Source organism: Kitasatospora sp. NPDC015121, from assembly GCF_055562955.1.
In genome coordinates, this window is record NZ_JBVHEH010000011.1 from 18,502 (window position 1) to 44,592 (window position 26,091).

20 protein-coding genes are annotated in these 26,091 nt (G+C 75.7%); 5 read left to right on the forward strand and 15 right to left on the reverse strand.

The features are described 5' to 3' along the window. Positions 1 to 176 precede the first annotated feature (176 nt). Complete coding sequence (locus ACZ3J7_RS17525) at positions 177 to 620, forward strand: acyl-CoA thioesterase (RefSeq protein WP_465622127.1); 444 nt, start codon at positions 177 to 179, stop codon at positions 618 to 620. A 43-nt stretch (positions 621 to 663) separates the two neighbouring features. Beyond that, positions 664 to 1,374 carry a DUF8010 domain-containing protein gene (locus ACZ3J7_RS17530; RefSeq protein ID WP_465621658.1) on the forward strand — a complete coding sequence of 237 codons (711 nt, stop codon included), beginning with the start codon at positions 664 to 666 and terminating at the stop codon, positions 1,372 to 1,374. A gap of 25 nt (positions 1,375 to 1,399) precedes the next feature. Here the strand turns inward: ACZ3J7_RS17530 and ACZ3J7_RS17535 are convergent, their stop codons facing one another. The 10 genes from ACZ3J7_RS17535 to ACZ3J7_RS17580 form a co-directional block, all read right to left on the reverse strand. Next, on the reverse strand, positions 1,400 to 1,807 hold the full coding sequence (locus ACZ3J7_RS17535) for a globin (protein WP_465621660.1): 408 nt from the start codon (positions 1,805 to 1,807) through the stop codon (positions 1,400 to 1,402). 85 nt (positions 1,808 to 1,892) lie between these two features. Further along, positions 1,893 to 3,026, reverse strand: coding sequence for an ABC transporter permease (locus ACZ3J7_RS17540; protein ID WP_465621662.1), 1,134 nt, complete (start codon positions 3,024 to 3,026; stop codon positions 1,893 to 1,895). After that, positions 3,023 to 3,940 (reverse strand): ABC transporter ATP-binding protein, encoded by a 918-nt coding sequence (locus ACZ3J7_RS17545; RefSeq protein ID WP_465621664.1) that lies wholly within the window; start codon positions 3,938 to 3,940, stop codon positions 3,023 to 3,025. The genes ACZ3J7_RS17540 and ACZ3J7_RS17545 overlap by 4 nt, the downstream gene beginning before the upstream one ends. Before the next feature lie 202 nt (positions 3,941 to 4,142). Then, positions 4,143 to 5,645, reverse strand: a complete 1,503-nt coding sequence (locus ACZ3J7_RS17550; protein WP_465621666.1) for an FHA domain-containing protein — start codon at positions 5,643 to 5,645, stop codon at positions 4,143 to 4,145. A gap of 43 nt (positions 5,646 to 5,688) precedes the next feature. Then, positions 5,689 to 7,017, reverse strand: coding sequence for a vWA domain-containing protein (locus tag ACZ3J7_RS17555; RefSeq protein WP_465621667.1), 1,329 nt, complete (start codon positions 7,015 to 7,017; stop codon positions 5,689 to 5,691). A gap of 58 nt (positions 7,018 to 7,075) precedes the next feature. Further along, positions 7,076 to 8,383: a PP2C family serine/threonine-protein phosphatase gene (locus ACZ3J7_RS17560; RefSeq protein ID WP_465622129.1), complete on the reverse strand. Its 1,308-nt coding sequence runs from the start codon at positions 8,381 to 8,383 to the stop codon at positions 7,076 to 7,078. Between the two features lie 2 nt (positions 8,384 to 8,385). Next, positions 8,386 to 10,899 (reverse strand): serine/threonine-protein kinase, encoded by a 2,514-nt coding sequence (locus tag ACZ3J7_RS17565; RefSeq protein WP_465621668.1) that lies wholly within the window; start codon positions 10,897 to 10,899, stop codon positions 8,386 to 8,388. Beyond that, on the reverse strand, positions 10,892 to 12,268 hold the full coding sequence (locus ACZ3J7_RS17570; RefSeq protein WP_465621670.1) for a hypothetical protein: 1,377 nt from the start codon (positions 12,266 to 12,268) through the stop codon (positions 10,892 to 10,894). Before ACZ3J7_RS17570 ends, ACZ3J7_RS17565 begins: the two co-directional genes overlap by 8 nt. 176 nt (positions 12,269 to 12,444) lie before the next feature. Then, positions 12,445 to 13,389 carry a glutamate ABC transporter substrate-binding protein gene (locus ACZ3J7_RS17575; RefSeq protein WP_465621672.1) on the reverse strand — a complete coding sequence of 315 codons (945 nt, stop codon included), beginning with the start codon at positions 13,387 to 13,389 and terminating at the stop codon, positions 12,445 to 12,447. Positions 13,390 to 13,433: 44 nt separating this feature from the next. Next, positions 13,434 to 14,834: a hypothetical protein gene (locus ACZ3J7_RS17580; protein WP_465621674.1), complete on the reverse strand. Its 1,401-nt coding sequence runs from the start codon at positions 14,832 to 14,834 to the stop codon at positions 13,434 to 13,436. A 190-nt stretch (positions 14,835 to 15,024) separates the two neighbouring features. On the opposite strand from ACZ3J7_RS17580, the gene ACZ3J7_RS17585 reads away from it, so the two are divergent. Next, positions 15,025 to 15,597: a nucleosidase gene (locus ACZ3J7_RS17585; RefSeq protein ID WP_465621676.1), complete on the forward strand. Its 573-nt coding sequence runs from the start codon at positions 15,025 to 15,027 to the stop codon at positions 15,595 to 15,597. A 94-nt stretch (positions 15,598 to 15,691) separates the two neighbouring features. On the opposite strand, the gene ACZ3J7_RS17590 is transcribed toward ACZ3J7_RS17585, so the two are convergent. Then, entirely contained in the window at positions 15,692 to 16,318 is a 627-nt protein-coding gene (locus ACZ3J7_RS17590; protein WP_465621678.1) for a hypothetical protein, read from the reverse strand. 361 nt (positions 16,319 to 16,679) lie between these two features. Between ACZ3J7_RS17590 and ACZ3J7_RS17595 the strand changes: the two genes are divergently transcribed. Both ACZ3J7_RS17595 and ACZ3J7_RS17600 read left to right on the forward strand, forming a co-directional pair. After that, entirely contained in the window at positions 16,680 to 18,986 is a 2,307-nt protein-coding gene (locus tag ACZ3J7_RS17595) for an Orn/Lys/Arg family decarboxylase (protein WP_465621680.1), read from the forward strand. Between the two features lie 140 nt (positions 18,987 to 19,126). Continuing rightward, positions 19,127 to 21,766, forward strand: coding sequence for a DUF7507 domain-containing protein (locus tag ACZ3J7_RS17600; RefSeq protein WP_465621682.1), 2,640 nt, complete (start codon positions 19,127 to 19,129; stop codon positions 21,764 to 21,766). Positions 21,767 to 21,876: 110 nt separating this feature from the next. On the opposite strand, the gene ACZ3J7_RS17605 is transcribed toward ACZ3J7_RS17600, so the two are convergent. The 4 genes from ACZ3J7_RS17605 to ACZ3J7_RS17620 are packed head-to-tail and all read right to left on the reverse strand — an operon-like array spanning position 21,877 to position 26,091. Continuing rightward, positions 21,877 to 22,896: an N-acetylglucosamine kinase gene (locus tag ACZ3J7_RS17605; RefSeq protein ID WP_465621684.1), complete on the reverse strand. Its 1,020-nt coding sequence runs from the start codon at positions 22,894 to 22,896 to the stop codon at positions 21,877 to 21,879. A gap of 49 nt (positions 22,897 to 22,945) precedes the next feature. Next, complete coding sequence (locus ACZ3J7_RS17610) at positions 22,946 to 24,235, reverse strand: 6-phospho-beta-glucosidase (RefSeq protein ID WP_465621686.1); 1,290 nt, start codon at positions 24,233 to 24,235, stop codon at positions 22,946 to 22,948. Beyond that, entirely contained in the window at positions 24,235 to 25,128 is an 894-nt protein-coding gene (locus ACZ3J7_RS17615) for a carbohydrate ABC transporter permease (protein WP_465621688.1), read from the reverse strand. The genes ACZ3J7_RS17610 and ACZ3J7_RS17615 overlap by 1 nt, the downstream gene beginning before the upstream one ends. Before the next feature lie 6 nt (positions 25,129 to 25,134). After that, positions 25,135 to 26,091 carry a carbohydrate ABC transporter permease gene (locus ACZ3J7_RS17620; RefSeq protein ID WP_465621690.1) on the reverse strand — a complete coding sequence of 319 codons (957 nt, stop codon included), beginning with the start codon at positions 26,089 to 26,091 and terminating at the stop codon, positions 25,135 to 25,137.

The following is a 26,091-nucleotide window of genomic DNA, read 5'->3' on the forward strand; positions in this document are numbered from 1 at the left end:
CGGGGCCCCGCGGCGGCCCCCCCCCGGGGGCCGACAAAAAATCGGCGCCCCGGCCCCCCCCCCGGGGGGGGGGGGCCCCCCGCCCCCCCCCCCCGGGGGGGGGGGGGGGGGCCCCCACGCCCGTAGGCTGCCGTACAAGCTACCCACGGGTACGAATGACGCTTGAGGAGAACGCCGTGGCCCGCCACATCTACGCCTGCCCGCTGCGCTGGTCCGACATGGACGCCTTCGGCCACGTCAACAACGTGGTCTTCCTGCGCTACCTGGAGGAGGCCCGGATCGACTTCATGTTCACCCGGGCCGCCGAGGCCGGCGCCGGGGAGTTCGCCGGCGGCTCGGTGGTGGCCCGGCACGAGATCGACTACAAGCGGCCGCTGGTGCACCGCCCCGCGCCGGTCACCATCGAGACCTGGGTGACGAAGATCGGCGGCGCCTCGCTGACCGTCTCCTACGAGATCAAGGACGTCGCCGAGGACGGCACCGAGACGGTGTACGTCACCGCCTCCACCGTGGTCGTCCCCTACGACCTCGCCGAGGGCCGGCCGCGCCGGATCAGCCCCGTCGAGCGGGAGTTCCTGAGCCGGTTCACGGACGAGCAGCCCGCCGGCTGCGCCGCCTGACCAGATCCGCGGAGACCCGCCCCGACGAAACGAGTTGAACCCGGTGACCGTGCAGACCCGACTCGCCCTCGCCGACCAGCGGGAGGGCGCCGACCTGGCCGCCTTCCTCGGCCGGCTGCTGCGCTTCGACCGGGCCGCGGCCGTTCGGCTGCAGGCGGTCCCCGGCGCGGCCGAGGCGCAGGGCGCGCCCGGCGGCGGCGTGCTGGCGGTCTTCGGACGGCTGCCGCTCGGCGGCGCCCCGGTGCTCGCGGTGCGCACCGTGCGGCTGGCCGGCCCGGCCGCGGCCGCCGACCTGACCGTCTCGGCCGGCCAGCTGCTGGAGTCGGTGGACGAGGCGGGCGCCGCGCTCGCCCTGCCCGCGCCGGTCACCGGCCCGTCCTGGGCCGGGCTGCTGCCCCCGCGCTCCGGCTGGCAGCCGCTCGGGCGGCCGCCGGTCGACCGGGTGGTGGGCGAGGTGCTCGCCGCCGTCGAGGAGTTCAAGCGCCGCACCGCCGAGGTGCCGGACCACCACCGGACCAGGCAGGCGGTCGACGCGATCGCCGACGAGATCTGGTCCCGCCCGCTGGCCGCCGCCGAGGGCCTGCCGCTGCGGGCCGCGCACGCCGCCCACGCGATCGGCTTCCTGCGTCCCGGCGCCCCGCTCGCCGCCCACCGGGCCGGGCCCTGGCTGCGGCTGGACGCACCGGCCGGCTCGGTCGCGCTGCGCACGGCGGCCGCGCCCGGCGCGGGCCTCGGCCTCAGCCCGCTGCGCTGAGCGGCGGCCCGGCCGGCGCCGGGCCTCAGCCCGCCGTGTTGACCATCGAGGCGGCGGCGTACGTCATGTAGCTCCACAGCTCGCGGTCGGCCTCGGCGGGCAGCGCCAGCTCGTCCAGGGCGGCGCGCATGTGCTTCAGCCAGGCGTCGTGCGCGGCCCGGTCGACCGTGAACGGGGCGTGCCGCATCCGCAGCCGGGGGTGGCCCCGGCGCTCGCTGTAGGTGCGCGGGCCGCCCCAGTACTGCATCAGGAACAGCGCGAAGCGCTCCTCGGCGGGGCCGAGGTCCTCCTCCGGGTACATCGGGCGCAGCAGTTCGTCCTGGGCGACGCCCCGGTAGAAGAGGCGGACCAGCCGGCGGAAGGTCTCCTCGCCGCCGACCTGCTGGTAGAAGGTCTCCTCTTGTGTGGTGGTCTCGCGCCCGGTGTCAGTCACCCGTCCATGGTCGCAGACGCCGACGGGGGCCGTACACCGGGACTTCCGGCGTACGACCCCCGTCCCGGGGCGGCGGCGGCGGCGGTTACGCGTCGTCCCAGTTGAAGAAGCGCCACGCGACGGCGCACAGCACCGCGGTGAAGCCCAGCAGGACGCCCATCGCGGGCAGCGCCTCGGCGAGGCCGCCGCCCTGGCTGAGCACCGACTTCGCCGGGACGATCAGGTAGCGCAGCGGCAGCGCCCGGGAGACGTCCTGCAGCCAGCTCGGGGCGAAGTCCAGCGGGATGAAGGCGCCGCCGAGGAAGGACATCGGCAGGATGATCAGCTGGTTCATGCCGTTCGCCGACTCCTCGGTCTTCGCCAGCGAGCCGGTGACCAGGCCGATCGACATGAACGCGAGGGTGGCGCAGACCACCAGCGGGAGCACCAGCCACCAGTTGCCGGTGAGCTTGAGGCCGAAGTAGTCGATCTGCGCGACCATCAGGAACAGCGCGGTCTGGGCGAGCGCGACCAGCACGCTGACCAGCACCCGGGCGCCGACGATGGTGCCCGCCGAGATGGGCGCCAGCCGCAGCCGGCGCAGCACCCGCTTCTTGCGCCAGGTGACCAGGGTGAAGGAGGCACCGTAGACCGCGCCCATGGCGACGGCGTAGGCGAGCAGGCCCGGGGTCAGGTACTGGATCGGCTTGGTGGAGTCGTCCTCGACCTTGGAGGCGTCCAGGCGGTACTTCGGCGGAGTGTTCGAGGCGGCCTGGTTGGCGCCGTCCACCAGCGAGCCGACGATGCCCAGCACGGTACCGGACTTGACCTGGTCGGCCTGGCTGAAGCGGAGCACCAGGGCGCCGTCCGGCCCCTCCGACACCAGGCCGTCCAGCTCGCCCTTCCTGACCTTGGTCAGGGCGTCGGACTCGCTCAGGCCGGTGGTGATCTCCAGCGCGTCCAGCGAGCCGTTGGCGTGGGCGCGGGCGTCGTCCAGGAGCCTGACCTGGCCGACCTGGGCGACCTTGACGTGCGAGCTGCCGCCGCCCTTGTAGAGGACGCCGAACAGCAGCAGGAACATCAGCGGCAGCGCGAGGGTGAAGAACAGGGTGCCCTTGTCGCGCAGGAAGCCCAGCAGCATCACCCGGGACAGGCCGACGAAGGCGTTGGCCCTCTCCCCGTCCCCGGCGGCCGGGGCCGGGGCGGGTGCCTGGGCGGGGGTCCGTTCGGTGGCGGTCATGCCCGGTACTCCCGTCCGGTCAGCTGGAGGAAGACATCCTCCAGGGTGGCGCCGCGGACTTCGAGGCCGCGCAGCGCGTTCTGCTCGGCCAGCACGGCCAGCACCGGGCCGGGGTCGGCGGTGGAGAGCGCCAGCGTGACGCCGTCGTCCTCCAGGTTGGCGTGCTCCGCGCCCGCGGCGGCGAGCAGTTCGCGGGCCCGGTCGGCGGTCAGCAGGCCGGACTCGATCCGGACCCGGACGGTGTCGTCGATCTCGCGGACCAGCGCGGCCGGGGCGCCGGTCTTCAGCACCCTGCCGTGGTCCATCACCGAGACCCGGTCGCAGAGCACCTCGGCCTCGTCCAGGTAGTGCGTGGTGAGGACCACGGTGCGGCCCTCGGCGTTGATGTCGCGCAGCAGGTCCCACAGGTTGCGGCGGGCCTGCGGGTCGAGGCCGGTGGTCGGCTCGTCCAGGAACACCAGCTCCGGGTCGTGCACCAGGGCGCAGGCGATGGACAGCCGCTGGGCCTGGCCGCCGGACATCTTGTCGGTCAGCACGTTCGCGGACTCGGTCAGGCCGACCCGCTCCAGCATCGCGTCGGCCGCCTTCGGGCCGATGCCGTAGAAGGAGGCGAAGGTGCGGATGGTCTCCCGCGCGCTCAGCTTGTTGAAGAACGCGGAGGCCTGGAACTGCACGCCGATCCGCGGCAGCAGCTTCGGGTTGCGCGGCCAGGGCGACAGGCCGAGCAGCTCGACCCGGCCCTCGTCGGCCTCCCGGATGCCCTCCAGGATCTCCAGCGTGGTCGTCTTGCCGGCCCCGTTGGGCCCGAGCAGACCGTAGAACTCGCCAGTCGCGACGGAGAGCGACACCCCGTCGACGGCCTGGACATCCCCGTACCGCTTCCGGATCCCGTCCGCGGTTATTGCTTCGCTCATGGGGCGAATCGTAGGGGGGTGGGCAGGCCCGACGAGCACTTTTGTGCGAATTTTGAGCATCCGGTGTCAGGGCGGCGAACGATCCGGCGCACGGGACGGCGGACGGCCCCGGGGACGGGACGACCCGCGCCCCGGGAGTCTCAACTCCCGGTGCGCGGGCCGGTGGTGACGCCCGGTCGGCGGGCGGAACGCTGACGCGGGGTCAGGCCAGGTGCACCGTGATGGTGGTCCAGGCGCCGACGTGGATCCGGTCGCCGTCGTTCAGCGGGATCGCGGTGTGCGGCGGCAGGGTGTCCGGGCTGCCGTTCATGGTGGTGCCGTTGGTGGAGTCCTGGTCGACCACCACCCAGCTGCCGTCCGGCTGTTCGGCCAGCAGGGCGTGGTGGTGCGAGGCGCCCGGGTCCTCCGGGGAGACCGACAGGTCGATCTCCGGCACGGTGCCGCGCTGCTGGCTGCGCCGGCCGATCCGCAGCTGGCCGCGGCCGGTCAGCGGGACCCGCCGCTCCGCGGTGTACTGCGGGAAGTACAGGCCGGACGCCTCCGGGCCGCTACGGGTCATCATGTCGGTGAAGTACTCGTGGTCGGGCGCCACCACGGCGAACCAGGTGCCCCGCTGCTGCGGCGCGCCGCCCGGCTGCTGCCCGGGCGGGGTCAGCCGGAACGACGTCCCCGAGTCCCGGCCCGGCTGCGGGCCCGACCCCGGCGCGGAGGGCTCGGCGTACACCGGGCCGGTCCGCTCGTAGTCGACGTCCGGGAACGACGCCGCCGGGGGCTTCTCGAAGGCCGGCGCGGCGGGCGCGGCGGCCTGCGCCGCCTGCTCGTACGGGGAGCGCTGCTGCTCGTAGGACGGCTGCGGCTGCTCGTACGGGGACTGCTGCGGCTGCGGACGTTCGTACGGCGACTGCGGGGCCGGGGGCTGCTCGTACGGGGAGCGCGGCTGCTCGTACGGCGGCTGCGGCTGCGGCGGGCGCTGCGGCTGCTCGTACGCGGGCGGCGCCGGGGGCTCGTACGCGGGCGGGGCGGCCGGGGGCGCGGCGGGCGGCGGGAAGCCGTAGCCCTGCGGCGGCGGCCGGTGGCCCTGCGGCGGCGCGGGCGGCGGCTGGTGGCCGAGCGGGCCCGGCGCGGTGCCCGGCGGGCGGGCCGAGGTGGCCAGGTTGTAGTCGTAGCCGCACTCCTCGCAGTACCGGCCGGTCTGCGGACTGCGGCAGATCGGACAGGTCACCAGGCCGGTGGTGGGCGGGGGCGGCGGGGCGCCGTACGGGCCCGGCGCGCCGGGGGCGCCGGGCCCGCCCGCGGCGGGGCCGGTGGGCGTGCCGGCCGGCGGGGTCGGGGTGCGGCGCGCCTCGAAGTAGCCGCCACCGCCGGCCGGGGTGCCGGACGGCGGGGTGCTGCCCGGGCCGACCGGCGGATAGCCGGAGGAGGCGTAGGAGGGGGGCGGCCCGGGCGGGCCCGGCGGCGGCGCGGCGGGGCCGCCGTGCTGCGCCTGGCCGCCGTGCTGGCCCTGGGCGTGGCTGCCGTGCTGGCCCTGGGCGTGGCCGCCGTGCTGCGCCTGGCCGCCGTGCTGGCCCTGCGCCTGGGCGCCGGGCTGGGCCGGGCCGTTCGGGAAGCCGGGGATCGCCAGGCCGGGCGGCGGCGACATCGGGAAACCGCAGTAGTCGCACCAGTCCTCGGCCTGTGACTCGTGTCCCCTAGGGCAGATCGGCATCAGGTCCCCACTCCAGCAGGTTCGGGTCCGGCGGGTGTCCGGCTCACTTCTTCACGCGCACGGTCTTCGTCGACCGGGTCTCGAGGGTCATCGAGTCGGCCTCGCTCACGTTCTTACGGAACCGAACGGTACCCTCCCGCTCGTCGACCACGTCCACCACCTTCCGCAGCAGCTTGAGGGTGCCCTCGTTGCCGCTGTCGTACGCCAGCCGGACGGCGGCGCCCAGTTTGGCGCTCGCGAGCTCCAGGTCGCCCGCCCGGTGGGCCTCCAGGCCGTCGCGGATCGAGTCGGCCAGTTCGGCCTGCCCGGTGTAGTGCGCGACCTGCGGGTTGATCCTGGTCGAGGAGGCCAGGTCGTCCGTCCACACGGCGCGCACCAGGCCCTGGCCGAGCACCTCGGCGGTGCCGTCGGGCTGCGGCAGGACCAGGCTGATCCGGGCCGCCAGCATCTCGCTGCCGACCGCCGCCGCCGGGACCTCCAGGCAGACGTGGTAGTCGCGGGACTCGTCGCCCCAGGACCCGGTCGGGTAGTCCCCGGCCCGCGGCCCGGCCTCGGTGCGGCGCTCGGTGAGGTCGTCGACGGCGGGCGCGGCCTGCTTGACGAACTTCACCCGGGCGCCCACCGGCGTCCACACCCGCAGCGCGACGTCCGCGACCTGCTTGCCCATCGCGGCGGACATCATGGCCCGGAAGTCCTCGGCCAGGCCGGAGGACTCGGCGACGATGTCGACCGTGCCGAGCAGCGCGGTGGAGATCTTCCGCAGCTCGGCGACCTTCCAGTCGGTGCCGACGCCGCGGCAGTCGGCGGTGAAGTAGCCGGTCGCCGCGTCCAGCGAGCGCTGCAGGTCGGCGGGCTTCTCGTGCTCGTTGCGGCCGTCGGTGAGCAGGATGGCGTGCCGGATCGAGGCCTCCGGGCGGGAGGCGAACAGCTGCTGGGCCCGGGCTATCCAGGTGCCGATCGCGGTGCCGCCGGACGGCTTGAGGCGGCGCAGCGCCTCCTTGGCCTCCGCGCGGGTGGCCGGGTCGGCGACGGCCAGCCGGTCGCCGCCCGGGTAGACGTCGGCCGCCTGGTGGGTGCCGGCCACCACGGCGAAGGCCACGCCGTCGCGCAGCTCGTCGATGGCGGCGGCGGTGGCCTCGCGGGCGTGCCGCATCTTTCCGGCCGGGTAGTCCATCGAGCCGGAGCAGTCGATCACCAGGACCACGGCGGCGCCCGGCCCGGGGGCGCCGATCGGCCGGCCGCCGGAGGTGCCGCCGCCGGTCGCGGTGACCGTGACGATGGCGTTGACCTCCTGGGATCCCTGGGCGAGGTACTCGTTCTGGAAGACGTCGACGTCGAACCGGGGCGCGTCGGGCTTGGACAACGAGGCCATGCGGAGAGCTCCTGTCGGAGTGAGGCGGTGGCGGTGTCGGTGGTGGTGCGTCGGCGGATCAGTCCCCGGCGGGCGCGGCCGGCGGCACGGTCGGCGCGGCCAGCGGCGCGGGCGGGGCGCTCGGCGGCGCGGGCGGGGCGCTCGGCGGGGCCGGGACGGCGGCGGCCCCCACCGGCTCGGGCACGGCCGGCGGTGCGGCGGGCGGCGCGGGCACGGCGGCGGGCGGGGCGGACGGTGCGGCGGGCGCGGCCGGGACGGCGGGCGGCGCGGCCGGGCGCAGCGGCACGGTGGCGTCGTCCGCGTCGGTGGCGGCGCGCGGCAGCGGCAGGTCGAGCAGGGTGGCGTCGTGGACGGGCGGGGCGGTCCGCGGGTCGATCGGCAGGACCGCGACGGTGATGTTGTCGTGCCCGCCGCGCTCGACCGCGAACCGCACCAACTCCTGGGCGGTGGCGAGCGGTTCGGTCCGGGCGTCGGCGCGGACCACGAACGCCAGGTCGGTGGCGGCCTCGGCGTAGTTCCACAGCCCGTCGGTGCAGATCAGCAGCACGCCGGGGACGTGCGGGGTGAAGCTGACGGTGTGCGGGTCGAGGTCCTCGGCGTCGGCGCCGAGCCAGCCGGTGATGGCGTGGGCGCGCGGGTCGGCGTACGCCTCGGCCTCGGCCATCAGGTTGGCGGCGACCATCCGGGCGGCCCAGGAGTCGTCCTCGGTGAGCCGGTACGGTTCGGCGGACTCGCGGTCGTCCGGGATCCAGTAGGCGCGGGTGTCGCCGACCCAGCCGATGGTGACCAGGCCGCCGGCGCTGATCGCGCTGACGTAGGTGCAGGCGGGCGCGTTGCTGTGCCGGGTGTCGGGGGCGGTGCCGTCGTGGGCGAGCGCGGTGACGGCCCGGTTGGCGGCGCCGATCGCCTCGCGCATCGCCTGGCCGGGGTCGCGGCCGGCGGTCAGCGCGGAGACCAGCGAGTCGGCGGCGGCGGTGACGGCGGTGGCGGACGCCTCGTCCGGGCGGGACGAGGAGGAGACGCCGTCGCAGACCACGGCGAGCACCGCGGGCGCGCCCCCGGGGCCCTCGGCGGTGGCGGCGGTGAACGCGTCCTCGTTGCGGTGGTGGCGCAGGCCGCGGTCGGAGACCGCGGCGACGCCGGTCAGTTCGAGCTCCTGGTGGTCGCGCGCGCGGGGCTGGGCCTGCCCGCACCGCTGGCACCAGCCGTCGGCGAGGTCGGCGGAGCCGCAGTGCGGGCAGCTGGGCACGACGGGCAGGTCGCGCAGGGTCGGCGGCCCGGTCAGGGCGGTGCCGCAGGCCCCGCAGAAGGCGTCCTGGGGCCCCAGCGGTTCGGCACAGTTCGGGCACTCGGTCTGCTGCGGCATGCTCACACCCATGTCCTGGGGCGGGCCCGGTTGGCCCGTTCCACCCACTCGATCCTCGTCTCGGCCCGGTCGGACAACCGAGCCAACATCCGGTAGGAGTGTTCCAGGGCGAGCCTCAGTTCCCGTTCCGAGGCGGGATGTCCCAGCACGGTCAGCGTGGCGGGCCGGCCGGCGGCCCCCGCGAGGACCCAGTTGAGCGCCGAGTCCAGCACCTCGACGGCGAGTTCCTCGCGCCGCCGGGCGTCCAGGGTGAGCGCCGCCAGCCGCTCGGAGCTGTCGGCGAGTTCGGCGGCCAGCGGTTCGGTGGGGGCCCGGCCGCGCAGCCGGGCGCGGACCGCGCCGATCCGGGCGGCGGTCCAGTGCGCGGAGCTCTCCGGGACGGCCTCCAGCGCGGCGACCGCGCCCGCCCGGTCGCCGTCCGCGAGCCGGACCCGGGCCAGGCCGAACGCGGCGCCGACGAAGGACCGGTCGACGCCGTTGACCAGCGCGTAGTACCCGGCCGCGACCGGGTGGTCGCCGAGCAGTTCGGCGCAGACCGCGAGCGCCAGCTTCGGCGCGGCCTCGCCGGGGAACGCGTCGTACAGCGCCTCGAAGGACTCGGCGGCCGCCTCGGCCCGGCCGTCGGCCAGCGCGAGCAGCCCGCGGTGCCACACCACCCGCCAGTCGCCGGGGTGTTCGGCCTCCAGCCCGGCCAGCACCCCGGCGGCCGCGGCCGGGTCGGCCAGCTCCAGGTGGGTGCGCAGCAGCCGCAGCCGCAGCTCGGGGGAGTCGGCGCCGCCGGCCGCCAGCAGGGCGGCCAGCGCCTCGGCGGGCGAGGCGGCGGACAGCGCGGACAGCAGGCCCGCCCGCGGGTCGGCCGGGTCGGTCAGCGGTGCGGGCAGGGCCAGCGCGGCGGCCCGGGCGTCCGGCGCGTGCTCGCCCGACTCGGTGTCGACGACGCGCAGTTCGGGGCCGAACAGGGTGGAGGGGGCGGGCCTGGCCCGCCCGTCCTGCAGGCTCAGCACCTCGCGCAGCACTCCGGTCAGCTGCCCGGCCATCTCCTCGGCGGAGGCGAACCGGCGGGCCGGGTCGGGGTCGGTGGCGCGCACCAGCAGCCGGTGGAAGGACTCGTACCGGGCGAACACCTCGACCTCGTCCGGGCCCGGGAGTTCGTGCCGCCAGCGCTCGGTGTAGCCGCGGAAGTCGAAGGTCATCACGGCCAGCGTGCGGGCCACCGTGTACAGGTCGGAGGACGGCGAGGGGCCGGTGGTGGCGATCTCCGGGGCCTGGTAGCCGACGGTGCCGTAGATCGGCCCGTCGTCGTCGTGCCGGCGGACCGCGCCCATGTCGATGATCTTGAGCATGTCGTCCGACTGGATCACGTTGTCCAGCTTGAAGTCGCAGTACACCAGCCCGCGGGCGTGCAGGTAGCCGAGCGCGGGCAGCGCCGCCAGACCGTACGCCAGCGCCTGCTCGACCGGCAGCGGCTCGCGCCGCCCGTCCGGGGTGCGGCGCTCGTCGGCGATGTCCTTCAGCGACTTGCCGCCGACGTACTCCATCACGATGTAGCCGTCGGTCGAACCGGTCCGGGCGTCCGGGTGCTCGACGAAGTTGATGATCCGGACGATGTTCGGGTGGTCGACCTCGGCCAGGAACCGCCGCTCGGCGATCGCCACCGCCAGCGCGTCCTCGTCCCCGGTGTCGAGCAGGCCCTTGAGCACCACCCAGCGGTCGTTCACCCGGCGGTCCACCGCCAGGTAGATCCAGCCCAGGCCGCCGTGCGCCAGGCAGCCCATCACCTCGTACTGGCCGCCGACCAGGTCGCCGCGCGCCAGCTTCGGGCTGAACGAGTACGGGGTGCCGCACTTGACGCAGAAGCCCTCCGGACGGCCCGGGCGGCCGTCCTGCTCCCGGCCCACCGGCTGGTCGCAGCGCGAGCAGAACCGCTTGTGCGGGGGCACCTCCGGGTTCGCCAGCACCGCCAGCGCCGGGTCCCGGGTCGGCACCGGGGGGATCGCCACCAGGCCCGCGCCCAGGTCGCCGCGGCGCGCGGTGCCGGTGCCGCCCTTCGAACTGCGCACCGACACCGACCCGGAGCGGGCCGAGCGGCCGGAACGGCCCGAACGGCTCGCCCGGGAACGGGCGGAGGCGGACGGCGGCGCGGCCCGCTCCGGCACCGGGGGAGCGGCGGGGGCGACGGCGGCGGCCAGGCCGCACGTGTCGCAGTAGCCGTCCGGGTCGATGGTGCCCGCGCAGCCGTCGCGCCCGCACGAGGTGCCCGGCTCGACGGCCGCGCGCGGGGCGGGCACCGCGACCGGGGCCGAAGGGGCGGCGGCGGCCAGGCCGCACGCGTCGCAGTAGCCGTCCGGGTCGATCGTCCCCGCGCAGCCCGCGCGCCCGCACGCGGCGCCGCTCCCGACGGGCACCGGAACCGGCGCCGACGCCGGGCCGCGTTCGGGGGTGAGCCCGCACTCGGTGCAGTACCCGTCGGTGTCGATCTCCCCGGTGCAGCCCGCGCGGGCGCATGCCTCAGCCATCGGTGTCCTCCCCCTGGTCGCCCTGCTCCGGCGGCCGGCCGTCCCGGACGGGCGCCGCCTGCTGTTCCGGTCGCGGCTGCGGCGGCCGCAGCGCCCGCTGGAAGCGCCCGACCGCCTCGGCGGCGGCCCGCAGGTCGCACGGGGCGCTCCAGAGCAGCCAGCGGGCCTTCTCGAAGCGCTCGACGACCTCCGGGTCCTCGGCCAGACCGAGCCGGGCGGCCATCGCCTTGTACGCCTCCAGCCGCCCGCGCAGCTCGGCCCGGACGGCGAGCGGCTGGGCGACCTCGGTGAGCGCCTGCCGGGCCCGGCCGAGCTCCTTGGCGGCGGCGTCCTCCAGCGCGTCCAGCAGCGGGCCGAGCCGGTGCCACTGGCCGGTCTGCTGGTACTCCACGGCCTGGCCGATCGCCTCGCGCAGCGCGGAGGCCGGCCCCGGCACGGCGGGCACCTCGGTCGCGGCGATCTTCGCCAGCACCTCGCCGCGCGCCCGGCGGGCCTCGGCCAGCGTCAGGTCGGCGCGCTGCAGCAGGTCGGCGACCTGCTGCAGGCGCTCGTGCGACTCGTCGCGCAGCCGCAGCAGCCCCTCCAACTCGACCCGGACGTCGTCCAGTCGGCGCCCCAGCCGGTCGAAGCCGGCGGTGTCGACGACGCCGGCCGGCGAGGCCCAGGCGGCGCCCTCGGGCTCCCGGCCGCGCTGCGCGGGCACCCGGCTGGGCCGCCACAGCGCCAGCGGGTCGGCCACCACCAGGGTCCGCAGCGCGGTCAGCTCCCCGGCCAGCCCGGTCAGGTCGTCGGCCAGCGGGTGCCCGCCGGGGCGGACCCCGACCGAGCCCGCCAGCATCTGCACCCGGCCCAGCTCGGCCAGCAGCAGGTCGATCCGGGCGGGCAGCGCCGACCAGACCGCGTCGACGGCGCTCACCACCTCGACCACCAGCGCGTACCAGCCGTTCATCCGCTCCAGCAGCTCGGCCAGCGTCACCTGCTCCACCAGCCGGGCGGGCGCGCCGAGCCCGGCGGCGGCGTCCGGCAGCCGGCCGCCGGAGACCGTCACCGAACGGCCGGACAGCAGCTCGCTCAGCTCGGCGAGTTCGGCGGCGGTCGGCCGGTTGCGCCGGGAGCGGACCGCGCGGGCCGAGGCCAGCGCCTCCGCGTAGCGGTCGAACAGCGCCCACAGCAGGGCGACGCCCCCCTCGGCGACCGACCAGCGCTCGCGGGTGCGCCCGGCCAGCTCGGCGCCGGTCAGCAGCCGCAGCCCCTGGTGGTCCTGGAGCGCCAGCAGCGCCGCCTCGACCGCGTCCCGCTCGGCCCCCAGCCGGGCCAGCGCGCGGTCGACCTCCTCACGGTTCAGCACCGGGCGGGTCGTTCCGGCCAACGCGGTTCCTCCTCTCGGCCACGCTCGTGGTGACGGGGCGGCGCTCCCGGGGCGGTCGCGGTGACGGCCCGTCGGCCGCCAGTCTCCCCGACGCCCGGTGCCGGGCGGACGGCGGTCCCCCGGATTCCCGTTCGCGCGCCCGTGCCCGTGCCCGGGCCCGAGGAGGGTCCCGGCGCTCACCACGGCCGGTACGGGTCGGGCTTCCCCATGCTGGACCGCAGCCAGCGGTCGTAACTGGCCTGCCAGCCGCCGTTGGTGCGCCAGTCGGCCAGCACCTGGTTGACCCAGGCGACCAGGTCGGTGTCGCGCTGGTTCGCGCCGACGCCCATGTAGGTGGGCAGGAAGGACTCGCCGGCCAGCTCCATGGTCTCGTCCTGGGCGACCATCGCCGCCGCCAGCGAACTGTCCGACAGGGTGGCGTCCGCCTCGCCGAGCTCCATCAGCACCAGGCAGTCCAGCTGGTTCTCGGGCGTGACGACCGAGGCGGCGCCGTGCGCGTTCGCCTTCAGCTCGGTGTGCGAGGAGGAGTTCAGCGCCGCGCAGACCCGCTTGCCGCCGAGCGCCTTCGCCACGCTGTCGGCGTGTGCGGTCTTCGGCGCCACCACCCGCTGGGAGACCTTGAAGTACGGCGCGGAGAAGGCGATCTGCTTCATCCGGTCGCAGGTGACGGTCATCGCCCGGATGATCAGGTCGATCGGCTGGGGCTGCTGCTGGAGCAGCTTGACCCGGTCGGCGGTGGCGATGGTCTTGAGCACCAGCTTGTTCTCGTCGCCGAGGACCGACCTGGCGACGGCGCGCGCCAGGTCGATGTCGAAGCCCTCGATCTTGCCGCTCAGCGAGTCCCGGTATCCCCAGTTGTAGGCGCTCTGGTCGACGCCGACCACCAGGTAGCCGCGCCTGCGGATCTCCTGGACCTTCGCCCCGGCCTGCTGCGCGGGCGGCAGCGACACCCCGGTGTCGCAGTCGTCCGCGGCCGGCGCGAGGCCCGGCGCGACGCCGGCCGCCGCGGCCGCCGGTGCGGTGCCCGGTGCGACCGTGCCGCCCGCGCCGGCGGCCAAGCCGCCGGTGCCGAGCAGGCCCGCCAGCAGTGCCGCGGCGGCCGGCAGCGTCCCCGTCCTCACCCTGCGCATCCTTCGTTCCCCCGTCACCCGTCGTCCGTCGCCCGTCACCGGTACTCGGCCAGTCGGCGCCCGATGCCGCGCACCGTGCCGCCCGCCGCCAGCGCGGCCAGCAGCGCCACCGCCACCGCCTGGACGGCCAGCACCCCGCCGATGCCGCCGGCGGCCGCCTCGAACGAGGCCTGCTCGACCTGCCCGGCCAGCGCCCACTGCCGGTCGGCGGCGTTGAACGCGGCCGCCGCGGTGTCGTCGCGGCCCGGCGCCAGGGACTTGGCCAGCGTCTCCTCGTACTTGCCGTCCTCGTCGAGCTTCGCGGCGGCCGCGTGCCGCCGCTGCCACTCGGTGAACCAGCGGGCCGCCTCCTCCAGCTGCGGCCGGGGCCGCTCGGGCGCCCAGCTCACCAGGTAGTCCACCGAGCCCGGGACGCGCTCGCGGTCGTCGTTCAGCGCCTTCGTCAGCTCGTCCCAGTGGCCGTTGTAGACCTCGGTGGCGCCGCGCGAGACCAGGTTCAGGATCTCCGCGCCGTGCGCCTGCAGCGCCGTCACCCGCACCCGGTTCAACTCGCCCAGCGGGTCGATGCCCTGGATCCGGGCCCGGTGCAGGCCGTTGCCCGCCGAGGCGGCGCCGGCGACCGTCCAGCCCAGCGCGACCAGCACCGCCAGCGAGGCCGCCAGCAGGCCCGGGTTGAACACCCGGTTGGTGCGCCGGAACAGCACCAGCTGGTAGCGGCCCAGCGCGGCCAGCGCCAGCACCCCCAGCGCCAGCGCCGCCCACGGCGCCGAGGCCGCCGCGTCGTAGTCCGCCCGCAGCGCGGCGTCCTCGGTCTCGGCGAGCTTCTGCGCGTTCGGCAGCACCGTCCGCTGCATGTAGTCGGAGGCGTACCGCAGGTAGGCGCCGCCCAGCGGCAGGCCCTCCCGGTTGATCGCCCGGGCGGTCTCCACCAGGCCCGCGTAGCGCGGCAGTTGCTGCGCCAGTTCGGCCAGCCGGCGCTGCGCCTCGGCGGACGAACCGCTGCGCGCGGCCGCCTGCGGGATCAGCCGGGACGCCGTCGCCAGGTCGTCCTGGTAGCGCTTGCGGACCTCGGGCGGCTCGGCCGCGGCCATCAGGAACCCGGCGGCGGCGGTCGCGTCGGCGTCCGCCAGCGAGCGGTACAGCTCCGCCGCGTCCTGGCTGAGCGGCTCGCTGCGGGACACCAACGCCCGGGCGGCGGACGACCGTTCGACGGACTGCCAGCTCGCGGCCAGGCCGAACAGCAGCACCAGCGCGGTCAGCACCGCGCCCGCCGTGCGCAGCCGGCCCGGCGGGGTCCGCGCGGCCGACCGCAGCCGGGCCAGCGGGCCGGACGGCCCCGGCCCCGCCACCCTCCCCGCCTCCGTGCCCGGCGCACCGGGCCGCGGCGCGGCGGTGGCGGGCGGCGTCAGGACGCCCCCCTCTGTCTGTCCGGCCACCGTTCCCCCTCGGCTCCACCGACCCCCGTCACCGGGCAGTATCGCCAGCGGGAGGCCCGTCCGGACCGGAGTTGGTCTGCTGTTCGCCGGGCGGTGACCGATCTGTGCCCCGGCCGGGGCCGGAACCGGGCCCGGAGCCGCCCCCGGCCGGGCCCGGAGCCGCCCCGGACGCCCTCGTAAGCTGGGCGCCATGCACCTGACCGGAACCGTCACCCCCGACCGCCCGCTGCTCGTCGTGGCCCTGCCCGAGGAGGCCGCGCACCTCGGCGACCGCCTGCCGGTCCTGCTCACCGGGATGGGCAAGCTCAACGCCGCCGCCGCCCTGGCCACCCTGCTGGCCTCCGGCGAGCGGCCCGCCGGCGTCGTCAACCTGGGCACCGCGGGCGCGCTGCGCCCCGGCCTCGGCGGCACCCACGAGATCGGCCGGGTGCTCCAGCACGACCTGGACACCCCGCTGCTCGAACGGCTCACCGGCCGCCCGCTGGACGGCCCGATCGACCTCGGCCCGACCGGCCCCGTCCTCGCCACCGGCGACCGCTTCGTCTCCGCCGACGCCGAACGCGACGAACTCGCCCGCCGCGCCGACCTGGTCGACATGGAGGGCTACGCGCTCGCCACCGTCGCCCGCCGCGCCGGCCTCCCCGTCCGCCTGGTCAAGCACGTCAGCGACGAGGCCGGCGACGGCGCGGTCCGCAGCTGGCAGGAGTCCGTCGACCACTGCGCCCGCCTGCTCGCCGACTGGGCCCGCACCCACCTCGGCTGACCCGCCCCCGAGAGCACCGCGAGAGCGCCGGAACGCCGGAGCGCCCGCCCGGTCCGCGCACCGCGGTCGGACGGGCGCCCCGGCGCCGTGCTGATCAGCTCTGGTACGGGTTGGCGCCCGGAGCCGGCGGGTACTGCCCCGGCGCCTGCTGCGGCGGGGCGGCCGGGTACGCCTGCTGCGGCGGGTACGGCGCGGCCGGCGGGGCCGCCGGGTAGGCCTGCTGGCCCGGGACGGGCGCCGGCCCGCCCTGGTACGGGGCCTGGCCCGGCAGCTGGGCCGGCGGGTACTGGCCGGGGACGCCCGGGGCGCCGCCGCCGAGCAGGGTGCCGACGAAGGTGTCCATCTCGGTCCGCCAGACGCGGTGGACGTTCAGCCGGGTCGGCGTCGCCTCGTTCGGCAGCTGGAAGCGCAGCGAGCTCCACAGGGTGTTGCGCCGCACGTCGCTGATCGCGGCGCGGGCCTGGTCCAGCGGGATCACGTACAGGACTTCCTGCGGGCGGTTGCTGATCCGGGAGGTGCGGTGGATCACGACCACCCGGTGGGTCAGCGTGACGAAGTAGTACTTCACCATCAGCTGGCCGATCAGGCCGAGCACGCCGTTCGTCAGCCACGGGCTCGGGCCCGTGATGGTCTGGATGGTGGCGACCGGACGGTCGTTGGGCTCGATCGCGGCGATCGCGTCGGCGACCTGCTGCTGAATCGTGGACTTGACGATCGCCATCTGGCGCTGCTCCCGGCACTCCAGCGCACGCCCCCGTCGGACGCGCTGTAGGCGCGCGACACTAACAACCCCGTCCGCGGCCTTCAACGGACAGAACGGGCATCCCCGACACTGCGGCCGGATTTTCATCCAACCGATACCGGGGCCGGGAACTCGTCGACGACGTGACGCACCGTCACCACCTGCCCGTCACCGCCTGCCCGTCGCCACCCGCCCGTCAACGCCCGCGCCGCCCGCCGCTCGTCCGGGTGAACCGGGCCTGCTGGCCGCACGGTCGGTCGTGTGCGAAGGCCACAATGGCACCCCACCCACGTCCCGTCACCGCCGCGCGGTGCGGGCCGCGACAGAGGGTAGGCGGACCATGACGGACGGCACGGTACTGCTGGCGGTGCGGGAGGACCCGCGGGGCGGCGGGGTGAGCGCCGAACAACTGCGGCGGATCGCCCAGGAGTTGACCGGGCGGGGGCTGGAGCCGCGGTGGGCCGGGGACGCCCGGGACGCGGTGGCCACGCTGCGGGTCGAGGCCGGGCTGGCGGCCGCCGTGGTCGCCTGGGACCTGCCCGGACCGTCCGGCGGCGCGGAGGTGCTGGAATGGGTGCGCCGCCGCTTCACCGACCTGCCGGTGTTCCTGCTGATGACCGACGGCGCGGACCACGACCTGGAGCACCTGCCGCTGTGGGTCGCCGAGACCGTGGTCGGCTACGTCTGGCCGCTGGAGGACACCCCGGCGTTCATCGCCGGCCGGATCGCGACCGCCGCCGCGGCCTACCGGGCCGGCGTGCTGCCGCCGTTCTTCCGCGCCCTGCGCCGCTTCGACGACGCCCACGAGTACTCCTGGCACACCCCCGCCCACTCCGGCGGCGTGGCCTTCCTGAAGTCGGCCGCCGGACGCGCCTTCTTCGACTACTACGGCGAGCACCTGCTGCGCACCGACCTGTCGATCTCGGTCGGCGCGCTCGGCTCGCTGTACGAGCACAGCGGCCCGATCGGCGCGGCCGAGCGCAACGCCGCCCGGGTGTTCGGCGCCGAGCGCACCTACTTCGTGCTGCACGGCAACTCCACCGGCAACCGGATGGTCGGCCACCACAGCGTCACCACCGACGAGATCGCCCTGGTCGACCGCAACTGCCACAAGTCCGTCCTGCACGGCCTGGTGGTCTCCGGGGCCCGCCCGGTCTACCTGGTGCCGACCCGCAACGGCTACGGCCTGGCCGGGCCGCTGCCGCCCGCCGAGGTCGAACCGGCCGCCGTCGCGGCCCGGATCGCCGCCAACCCGCTGACCGCCGGCGCGCTCTCGCCCCGCGCCCAGTACGCGGTGGTCACCAACTCCACCTACGACGGCCTCTGCTACGACACCGTCGCACTGGCCCGGGCGCTCGCGCCGAGCACCCCGCGGCTGCACTTCGACGAGGCCTGGTTCGCCTACGCCCGCTTCCACCCGCTGTACGAGGGCCGGTACGGCATGGCGGTCGGCCCGGACACCCTGCCGGAACCCGAGCGGCCCACCGTGTTCGCCACCCAGTCCACCCACAAGCTGCTCGCCGCGCTGTCGCAGTGCGCCATGGTGCACGTCCGCCCGGCCCCCCGGGCCCCGGTCGAGCACGACCGCTTCAACGAGACGTTCATGATGCACGGCACCACCTCGGCCTTCTACCCCGCGATCGCCTCCCTCGACGTCGCCGCCGCCATGATGGACGGGCCGCAGGGCCACTGGCTGGTCGACGAGGCCGTCACCGAGGCGGTCCGCTTCCGGCAGGCCGTCGTGCGCACCGGCCGCCGGATCAGCGCCGCCGGCGACCGCCCGGACTGGTTCTTCGGCGTCTGGCAGCCCGACACCGTCACCGACCCCGCCACCGGCACCCCGGTCCCCTTCGCGGACGCGCCGCTCGCCCTGCTCACCGGCGACCCCTCCTGCTGGCGGCTCGAACCCGGCGCCGCCTGGCACGGCTTCGACGGCCTGAGCGAGGGCCACTGCCTGCTCGACCCGGTCAAGGTCACCCTCACCTGCCCCGGCGTCACCGCCGCCGGGGCGGCCCAGCCGTGGGGGATCCCGGCCCGGGTGCTGACCGAGTACCTCGCCGCCCGCGGCATCGTGGTGGAGAAGACCGACAGCTACAGCACCCTGGTGCTGTTCTCGATGGGCATCACCAAGGGCAAGTGGGGCACCCTCACCGACGCCCTGATGGACTTCAAGGCGCTCCACGACGAGGACGCCCCGCTCACCCGGGTGCTGCCCGCCCTGGTCGAACGGCACCCGCGCCGGTACGAGGGCACCACCCTGCGCGGACTGTGCGACCGGATGCACCGCCACCTCACCGACGGCGCGTTCGTCCAGGCCCTCGACGAGGCGTTCCGGCACCCGCCCCGGCCGGTCCACCCGCCCCGGCACTGCCACCAGCGGCTGGTCCGCGGCGGCACCGAACGCCTGCGTCTCGCCGACGCCGCCCACCGCACCGCCGCCGCCATGGTCACCGTCACCCCGCCCGGCATCCCGGTCCTGATGCCCGGCGAGTCCCTCGGCGCCCCCGACGGCCCGCTGCTGCGCTACCTCACCGCCCTGGAGTCCTTCGACCGCGCCTTCCCCGGCTTCGCCAGCGAGGCCCACGGCGTCACCACCGACCCCGACACCGGCGCCTACCTCGTCGAGTGCCTCCGCCCGGACGCCTGACGACCGGGGCCCGGACCGCCGCCGGACCGCCGCGCCCACCGATGGCGCACTGCCCGGGCGGGCGCGTCCCGGACGCCTACGCTCGGCCCGCCCGGCCCGGTGGTGGGTCGGTGCGGCGGGTCGGCGGCGGGAGCGGGCGGATGGCGGGACGGACGGCGGGACGGGTGGCGCGGGGGCTGGCGGCGGCGGTGCTGGCGGTGGGACCGGTGGCGGTGGCGCCGCGGGCGGTCGCGGACCCGCCGACCGGCGGGACGGTGATCGTCGACGAGACCTTCGGCGGCGCCTCGGTGCCCGACCCGTCCTGGGAGCCGCTGGGCGACACCTGCCTGACCGGCGCGCCGCCCGGCAGCACGCCCGCGCCCACCGACGCGCCGATCCCGTCCTGCCCGCTCGGCGGCAGCCCGGCCGCCCCGGTGCCCGGGGTGGTGCCCGGCTACCTGCAGCTGAACGACTCGGCCGGGTTCGTCGGCGGCTCGCTGCTGTACCGCCGCCCGGTGCCGTCCTCGGCGGGCCTGTCGGTGACCTTCGAGCAGTACCAGTACGGCGGCAACCAGCAGCCCGGCGACGGCATCGGCTTCTACCTGGTGGACGGCGCGACCCCGCTGGACTCGAAGGGCGCGGACGGCGGCAGCCTCGGCTACGCGCAGCGCAACCTCAGCCCCGGCGTGGTCGGCGGCTACCTGGGCGTCGGCCTCGACATGTACGGCAACTTCTACAACGACGGCGAGATGCGGGGCGCGGACTGCCCGACCGGGCAGCAGTCGCCGGTCAAGGAGGACGGCCCGGTCGCGCCCAACGTGATCACCCTGCGCGGCCCGGGCGCGGGCATCTCCGGCTACTGCTACCTGGCGTCCACCACCACCGCGCCGACCGGCACCCCGCCGCGGGCCGCCAGCACGCTGCCCGGCAGCCTGGGCACGCCGTACGGCACCACCGACCCGGCGGCCGCCAAGCGCACCGTCAACGTGCAGATCACGCCCGCCCCCGCGCCCCGGGTGATCGTCCAGGTCGACTTCGAGGACGGCACCGGCTGGCACCGGGTGCTGGACGAGCCGGCCCCGGCCGGGCTGCCGTCCACCTACAAGTTCGGGTTCAGCGCCTCCACCGGCGGCTCCACCGACGTCCACCTGATCCGGAACGTCACCGCCGCCTCGATCCTGCCGCTGGGCGACCTCGACCTGGTCAAGCAGGTCGACCGGACCGGCTCCCCGCTGCCCGCCGAGATCACCGAGGGGACGGTCATCCCGTACCAGTACGTGGTCACCAACGCCGGTGCGGTGGAGGTCGGTTCGCTGAACGTCACGGACGACCGGCTGGCGCCGGTGGTCTGCCCCGCCACCACCCTGCCGCCCGCGCCGGCCCCCGGCTCGACCGTGGTGTGCACCGGCAGCCACACCGTCACCGCCGCGGACGTCGCCGCCGGGCAGGTCGTCAACACCGCGAACGCCACCGCGGTCCCGGCGATCGGCAGCCGGCTGGAGTCCGGCCCGTCCACCGTCACCGTGCCGCTGACCGCCGCGCTGGCCCTGGACAAGCGGGCCGTCACGCCCGCCCCGCACACCGTCGGCCAGGTGGTCGACTACACCTTCACCGCCACCAACACCGGTGGCGCGACGCTCTCCACCGTCGTGGTCCGCGACCCGCTGATCACCGACCTGGCCTGCCCCGGCTCGACGCTGCCGCCCGGCGAGTCGCTGGTGTGCACCGGCAGCCACACCGTCACCGAGGCGGACCTGGCGGCGGGCTCGTTCAGCAACACCGCCACCGCCGGCGCCGTCACCCCGATCGGACAGGCCGTCACCGCCGCGCCGTCGACCGCGACCGTCCCCGTGGTCGCCGTCGCCGACCTCGGCGTCACCGTCACCGCCGACCCGCGGCTGCTGCCGGTCGGCTCCACCACCACCTTCACCGTCACCCTGACCGACCACGGCCCGGCCGACGCCACCAACGTCGTCGTCGACAACCCGGTGCCCGCCGGGACGACCCTGCTCACCCCGACCGCCGCCGCCGGCACCGCCTACGACCCGGCCACCGGGAAGTGGACGGTGCCCGCGCTGCCCGCCGGCGGATCCGTCGACCTGACCCTGCTGGTCCGGCTGGACGCCGCCGCGCCCGCCACCGACACCGCCACCGTCACCGCCGCCGACCAGTACGACCCGGTCACCGCCAACAACACCGCGAGCGCCACCGTCCGGCCGCTCACCGACACCGACATCGTGATCGGCAAGAGCGTTGACACCGCGCGCCAGCAGGTCGGCGGCCAGGCCGTGTTCACCGTCACCGCCGCCAACGACGGCCCCGCGCCCGCCACCGGGCTCACCGTCACCGACCCGCTCCCGCCCGGCCTGGAACTCGTCCGGGCCGAACCGGCGACCGGCGGCTACGACGCCGCCACCGGGGTGTGGACGATCGGCGGCCTCGCCGTCGGCGACCGGGCCCGGCTCACCCTGACCGTCCGCGCCACCGAACCCGGCACCCGCACCAACACCGCCGCGCTGAGCGGGCTCGACCAGACCGACACCGACCCGTCCAACGACAGCGCGAGCGCCACCGTCACCGTCGACGCCCCCAGCCCCAGCCCGTCGCCGTCGCCGTCCCCGCAGCCGTCGCAGAGCCCGGCCCCGGTCCCGACCCCCACCCCGAGCCCGACGCCGCGGCCCGGCCCCGAGCTGCCCGGCACCGGCGTGCCGGCCGCCGCCGCGGGGGCCGGTGCGGTGCTGCTTCTGCTCGGCGGCGCGGTGCTGCTCGCGGCCCGGCGCTCGCGCGGCCGCCGGAGCTGAGCCGGGGAACCGGCGGACCGGGCAACGGCGAACCGCCGGCCGGAGCGGCCGAGGCGTGTGCGGTGCCTCGGCGCGGCTCCGGCCGGCGGTTCGCCCGGACCGGCGGGCCGTCAGGCCGCTATCGGGCGGGCCGTCGGGTACGCCTCGCGCAGGCGGCGGTGCGCCTCGGGCGGGGCGCCCAGGTGGTCCAGGCCGAGCAGGGCGGCGCCCAGCACCGGCGGGGCGACGACCACGCGCGGTTCGGCGAGCGGCGCGTCGGCGGCCAGCCGGGCGGTCAGGTTGTCGAGCAGCAGCGGCTGCCGGGAGGCCAGCACGCCGCCGCCGAGGACCACCGGCACCGGCCGGTCGAGCAGGTCGAGCCGGGTCAGCGCGATCACGGCGAGCCGGGCGACCTCGTCGGCCTGCCGGTCGATCAGGGCGAGCGCGACGGCGTCGCCCGCCCGGCCCGCCTCGAACAGCACCTGGGAGACCTCGTGCAGCCGGGCCCGGTCGATCCGGCCCAGGTGGACCGCCTCGGCGACCGCGTTGGCGCCGGCCAGCGCGAAGTGCGCGCCGATCATCGGGGAGAGCAGGGTGGGCGCGCCTCGGCCGTCCTCGGCGCGGGCCGCGTGCCACATCGCCTCCTCGGCGAGGCCGCCGCCGCCGCCCCAGTCGCCGGTCAGCCGGCCGAGCGCGGGCCAGCGGGCGGTGCGCCCGTCGGGGCGCAGGCCGACGCAGTTGATGCCCGCGCCGCAGACCACCGCGACGCCCAGCGGCCCGTCGGTGCCGGCCCGCAGCAGCCCGAAGGTGTCGTTGGCGACGTGCACGGACGGCGCCCAGCCGTGCCCGGCTATCGCCTCGTGCAGCTGCTGCTCCTCGACCGGCAGGTCGGCGTTGGCCAGGCAGGCGCTGACGTGGTCGGTCAGCGGCGGCCCGTCGGGCCGCCGGTCGGCGCCGACCTGCCGGGCCAGGTCGTCGACCAGCGGGGCGAGCGCGGCGACGGCCGCGGCCGGGCCGGTGAGCTGCGGCTGGAAGCCGCCGCCGCGGGCGGTGGCCAGGACGGTGCCGTCGGCACCGACCAGGGCCAGGTCGGTCTTGCTGTTGCCGGCGTCGATCGCGAGGACGCCGGGCCGGAGTGCGGAGTGGCTCATCGGCCGGTCCCCCTGTGGTGGTGCCGGGTGCTGGTGCGCATGGTGCCGGTCACGCCCAGCTCAGGTGGTCGCGGTTGTGGGCCAGCAGCCGGTCGGTGAGCTGGTCGGCGAGTTCGATCTGCCCGACCAGCGGGTGGGCGAGCAGTGCGTCGAAGACCCGGTCCCGGCCGCCGTGGAGCGCGGCGTCCAGCGCCAGGTGCTCGTAGGCGGTGACGTTGGCGATCAGGCCGGCGTACAGCGGCTCGACCGGGCGCTGCGGCAGCGGGCGGACGCCGGTGGCGTCGACCTCGGCCGGGACCTCGATCACCGCGTCGTCGGGCAGGAACGGCAGCACGCCGTCGTTGCGGGTGTTGACGACCTGGACGGTGGTGCGGCCGTCGGTGCCCAGCAGCGAGGCGATCAGCTGCACGGCGGCCTCGGAGTAGAACGCGCCGCCGCGCTTGCCGAGCAGTTCGGGCTTGGTGTCCAGGGCGGGGTCGGCGTACAGCTCCAGCAGCTGCTTCTCGATCGCGGCGACCTCGGCGGCCCGGGAGCCCTTCTCCTTCAGCTCCCGGACGACCAGGTCGTGCTGGTAGAAGTACCGCAGGTAGTACGAGGGGACGACGCCGAGCCGGCGGAAGACCGGCAGCGGCAGGTGCAGGTCGGCGGCGATCGCCTCGCCGTGCTCGGCGAGCAGCTGCGGCAGCACCTCGCGGCCGGTGGCCGCGCCGGGGGCGTCGAGCAGGGTGACGCCGCGCTCCCAGGTCAGGTGGTTCAGGCCGACGTGGTCCAGGCGGACCAGCTCCGGGTCGACGCCCAGGTGGGCGGCGAACCTGCGCTGGAAGCCGATCGCGACGTTGCACAGGCCGACGGCCTTGTGCCCGGCGGTCTGCAGGGCGCGGGTGACGATGCCGACCGGGTTGGTGAAGTCGACGATCCAGGCGTCCGGGTTGGCCCGGCGGACCCGCTCGGCGATGTCCAGCACCACCGGGACGGTGCGCAGCGCCTTGGCGAGGCCGCCCGCGCCGGTGGTCTCCTGGCCGACGCAGCCGCACTCCAGCGGCCAGGTCTCGTCCTTGTCGCGGGCCGCCTGCCCGCCGACCCGCAGCTGCAGCAGCACCGCGTCGGCGCCCTGGACGCCCGAGGCGACGTCGGTGGCGGTGGTGACGACGGCGCCGTGGCCCTGCTTCGCGAAGATCCGGCGGGCCAGTCCGGCGATCAGCTCCAGGCGGTCGGCCGCCGGGTCGACCAGCACCAGTTCGCCGATCGGCAGGGTGTCGCGCAGCCGCGCGAACCCGTCGATCAGCTCCGGCGTGTAGGTGGAACCACCGCCGACGATTGCCAGCTTGAGTGCGGACATCAGCCCTTGACCCCTGTCAGTGTGACGCCCTCGATGAAGGCGCGTTGTGCGAAGAAGAACAGAACGATCACCGGTGCCAGCACCAGCAGCGTCGCCGCCATGGTGAGGTTCCAGTTGGTGTGGTGGGCGCCCTTGAAGGACTCCAGCCCGTAGCTGAGGGTCCAGGCGCCCGGGTTCTCGGACGCGTAGATCTGCGGCCCGAAGTAGTCGTTCCAGCAGTAGAAGAACTGGAAGAGCGCGACGGCGGCGATCGCGGGCTTCGCCATCGGCAGCACCACCCGCAGCAGGGTGCGCAGTTCGCCGCAGCCGTCGATCCGGGCGGCCTCCACGTACTCCTTGGGGATGGTGAGCAGGAACTGGCGCAGCAGGAAGATGGTGAAGGCGTCGCCGAACGCCATCGGGACGATCAGCGGCCAGAGCGTGCCGGACAGGTGGAGCTGCTTCGCCCAGAACAGGTACATCGGGATGACGGTGACCTGCGGCGGCAGCATCATCATCGCGACCACGGCGGTCAGGGCGAGGTGGCGGCCGCGGAAGCGGAACCGTGCCAGCGCGTACGCCACCGGCAGGCTGGAGGCGACGGTCAGCACGGTGCCCAGGCCCGCGTACAGCAGGGTGTTGCGCCACCAGGTGAGGAAGCCGGGGGTGTTCCACACGGTGACGAAGTTCGACCACTGCCACCGGTGCGGCCACAGGTCGGAGGTCAGGGCCTGGCGGTCCGTCATCACCGAGGTGAGGAAGACGAACACGAACGGCAGCAGGAAGAACAGCGCGGCGGCGATCGCCAGGGCGTGCACGGCGACCCAGTGCAGGGCGGCCCGGCGGCGGGCGGCCCGGCCGGCCGCGGAGGCGGGTGCGGTGCGCTCGCGGGGGAGTGCGGAGACGAGGGTCACGGGGCCTCAGTCCTCATTCGTGAAGCCGGACTTGCGCCGCAGCAGGATCGAGGTGAACGCCATCGAGAGGGCGAACAGGATGACGGCGACGACGCAGGCCGAGCCGGTGTCGAAGCGCTGGAAGCCGAGGTTGTAGACCATCTGCGGCAGCGTCCAGGTGGAGCCGTGCGGGTAGCCGGGTTCGAACTGCTGGCCGGAGCCGCCGATCACGCCGGAGGCGACCTTCCCGGCCACGATCGCCTGGGTGTAGTACTGCATGGTCTGGATCACCCCGGTGACCACGGCGAACACCACGATCGGCGAGATGTTCGGCAGGGTGACGTACCGGAAGCGCTGGAGGGCGCCGGCGCCGTCGAGCTCCGCGGCCTCGTACTGCTCCCCGGGGACGTCCAGCAGCGCCGCCATGAAGATCACCATCAGGTCCCCGATGCCCCAGAGCGCCAGCATCGTCAGGGCCGGCTTCGACCAGGACGGGTCGGTGAACCAGCCCGGCTGCGGCAGGCCCAGCTCGCCCAGCAGGTGGTTGACCGGGCCGGTGCCCGGGTTGAGCAGGAAGGCGAAGGCCATCGTCGCGGCCACCGGCGGTGCCAGGTAGGGCAGGTAGAAGGCGGTGCGGAAGAACCCGGCGCCGGACTTCACCTTGGTGATCAGCAGGCCGACGCCGATGCCGAACGCGACCCGCAGGCTGACCATCACCGCCACCAGCCACAGGGTGTTGCCCAGGCCCTCCCAGAAGAACGGGTACTTGGTGAAGACGTAGTCCCAGTTCTGCAGGCCGGCGAAGGTCGGGGCGGTGAACCCGTCGTAGTGCATGAACGAGAAGTAGACCGTCGAGACCAGCGGGTACAGGAAGAAGAAGCCGAACCCGACCAGCCAGGGGGAGAGGAAGGCCAGCGTCCTGGCCCGCTCCCGCCGGCGCTTGCGGCGCAGCGCCGGCGGGACCGCGGAGTTCACGAGCGCCAT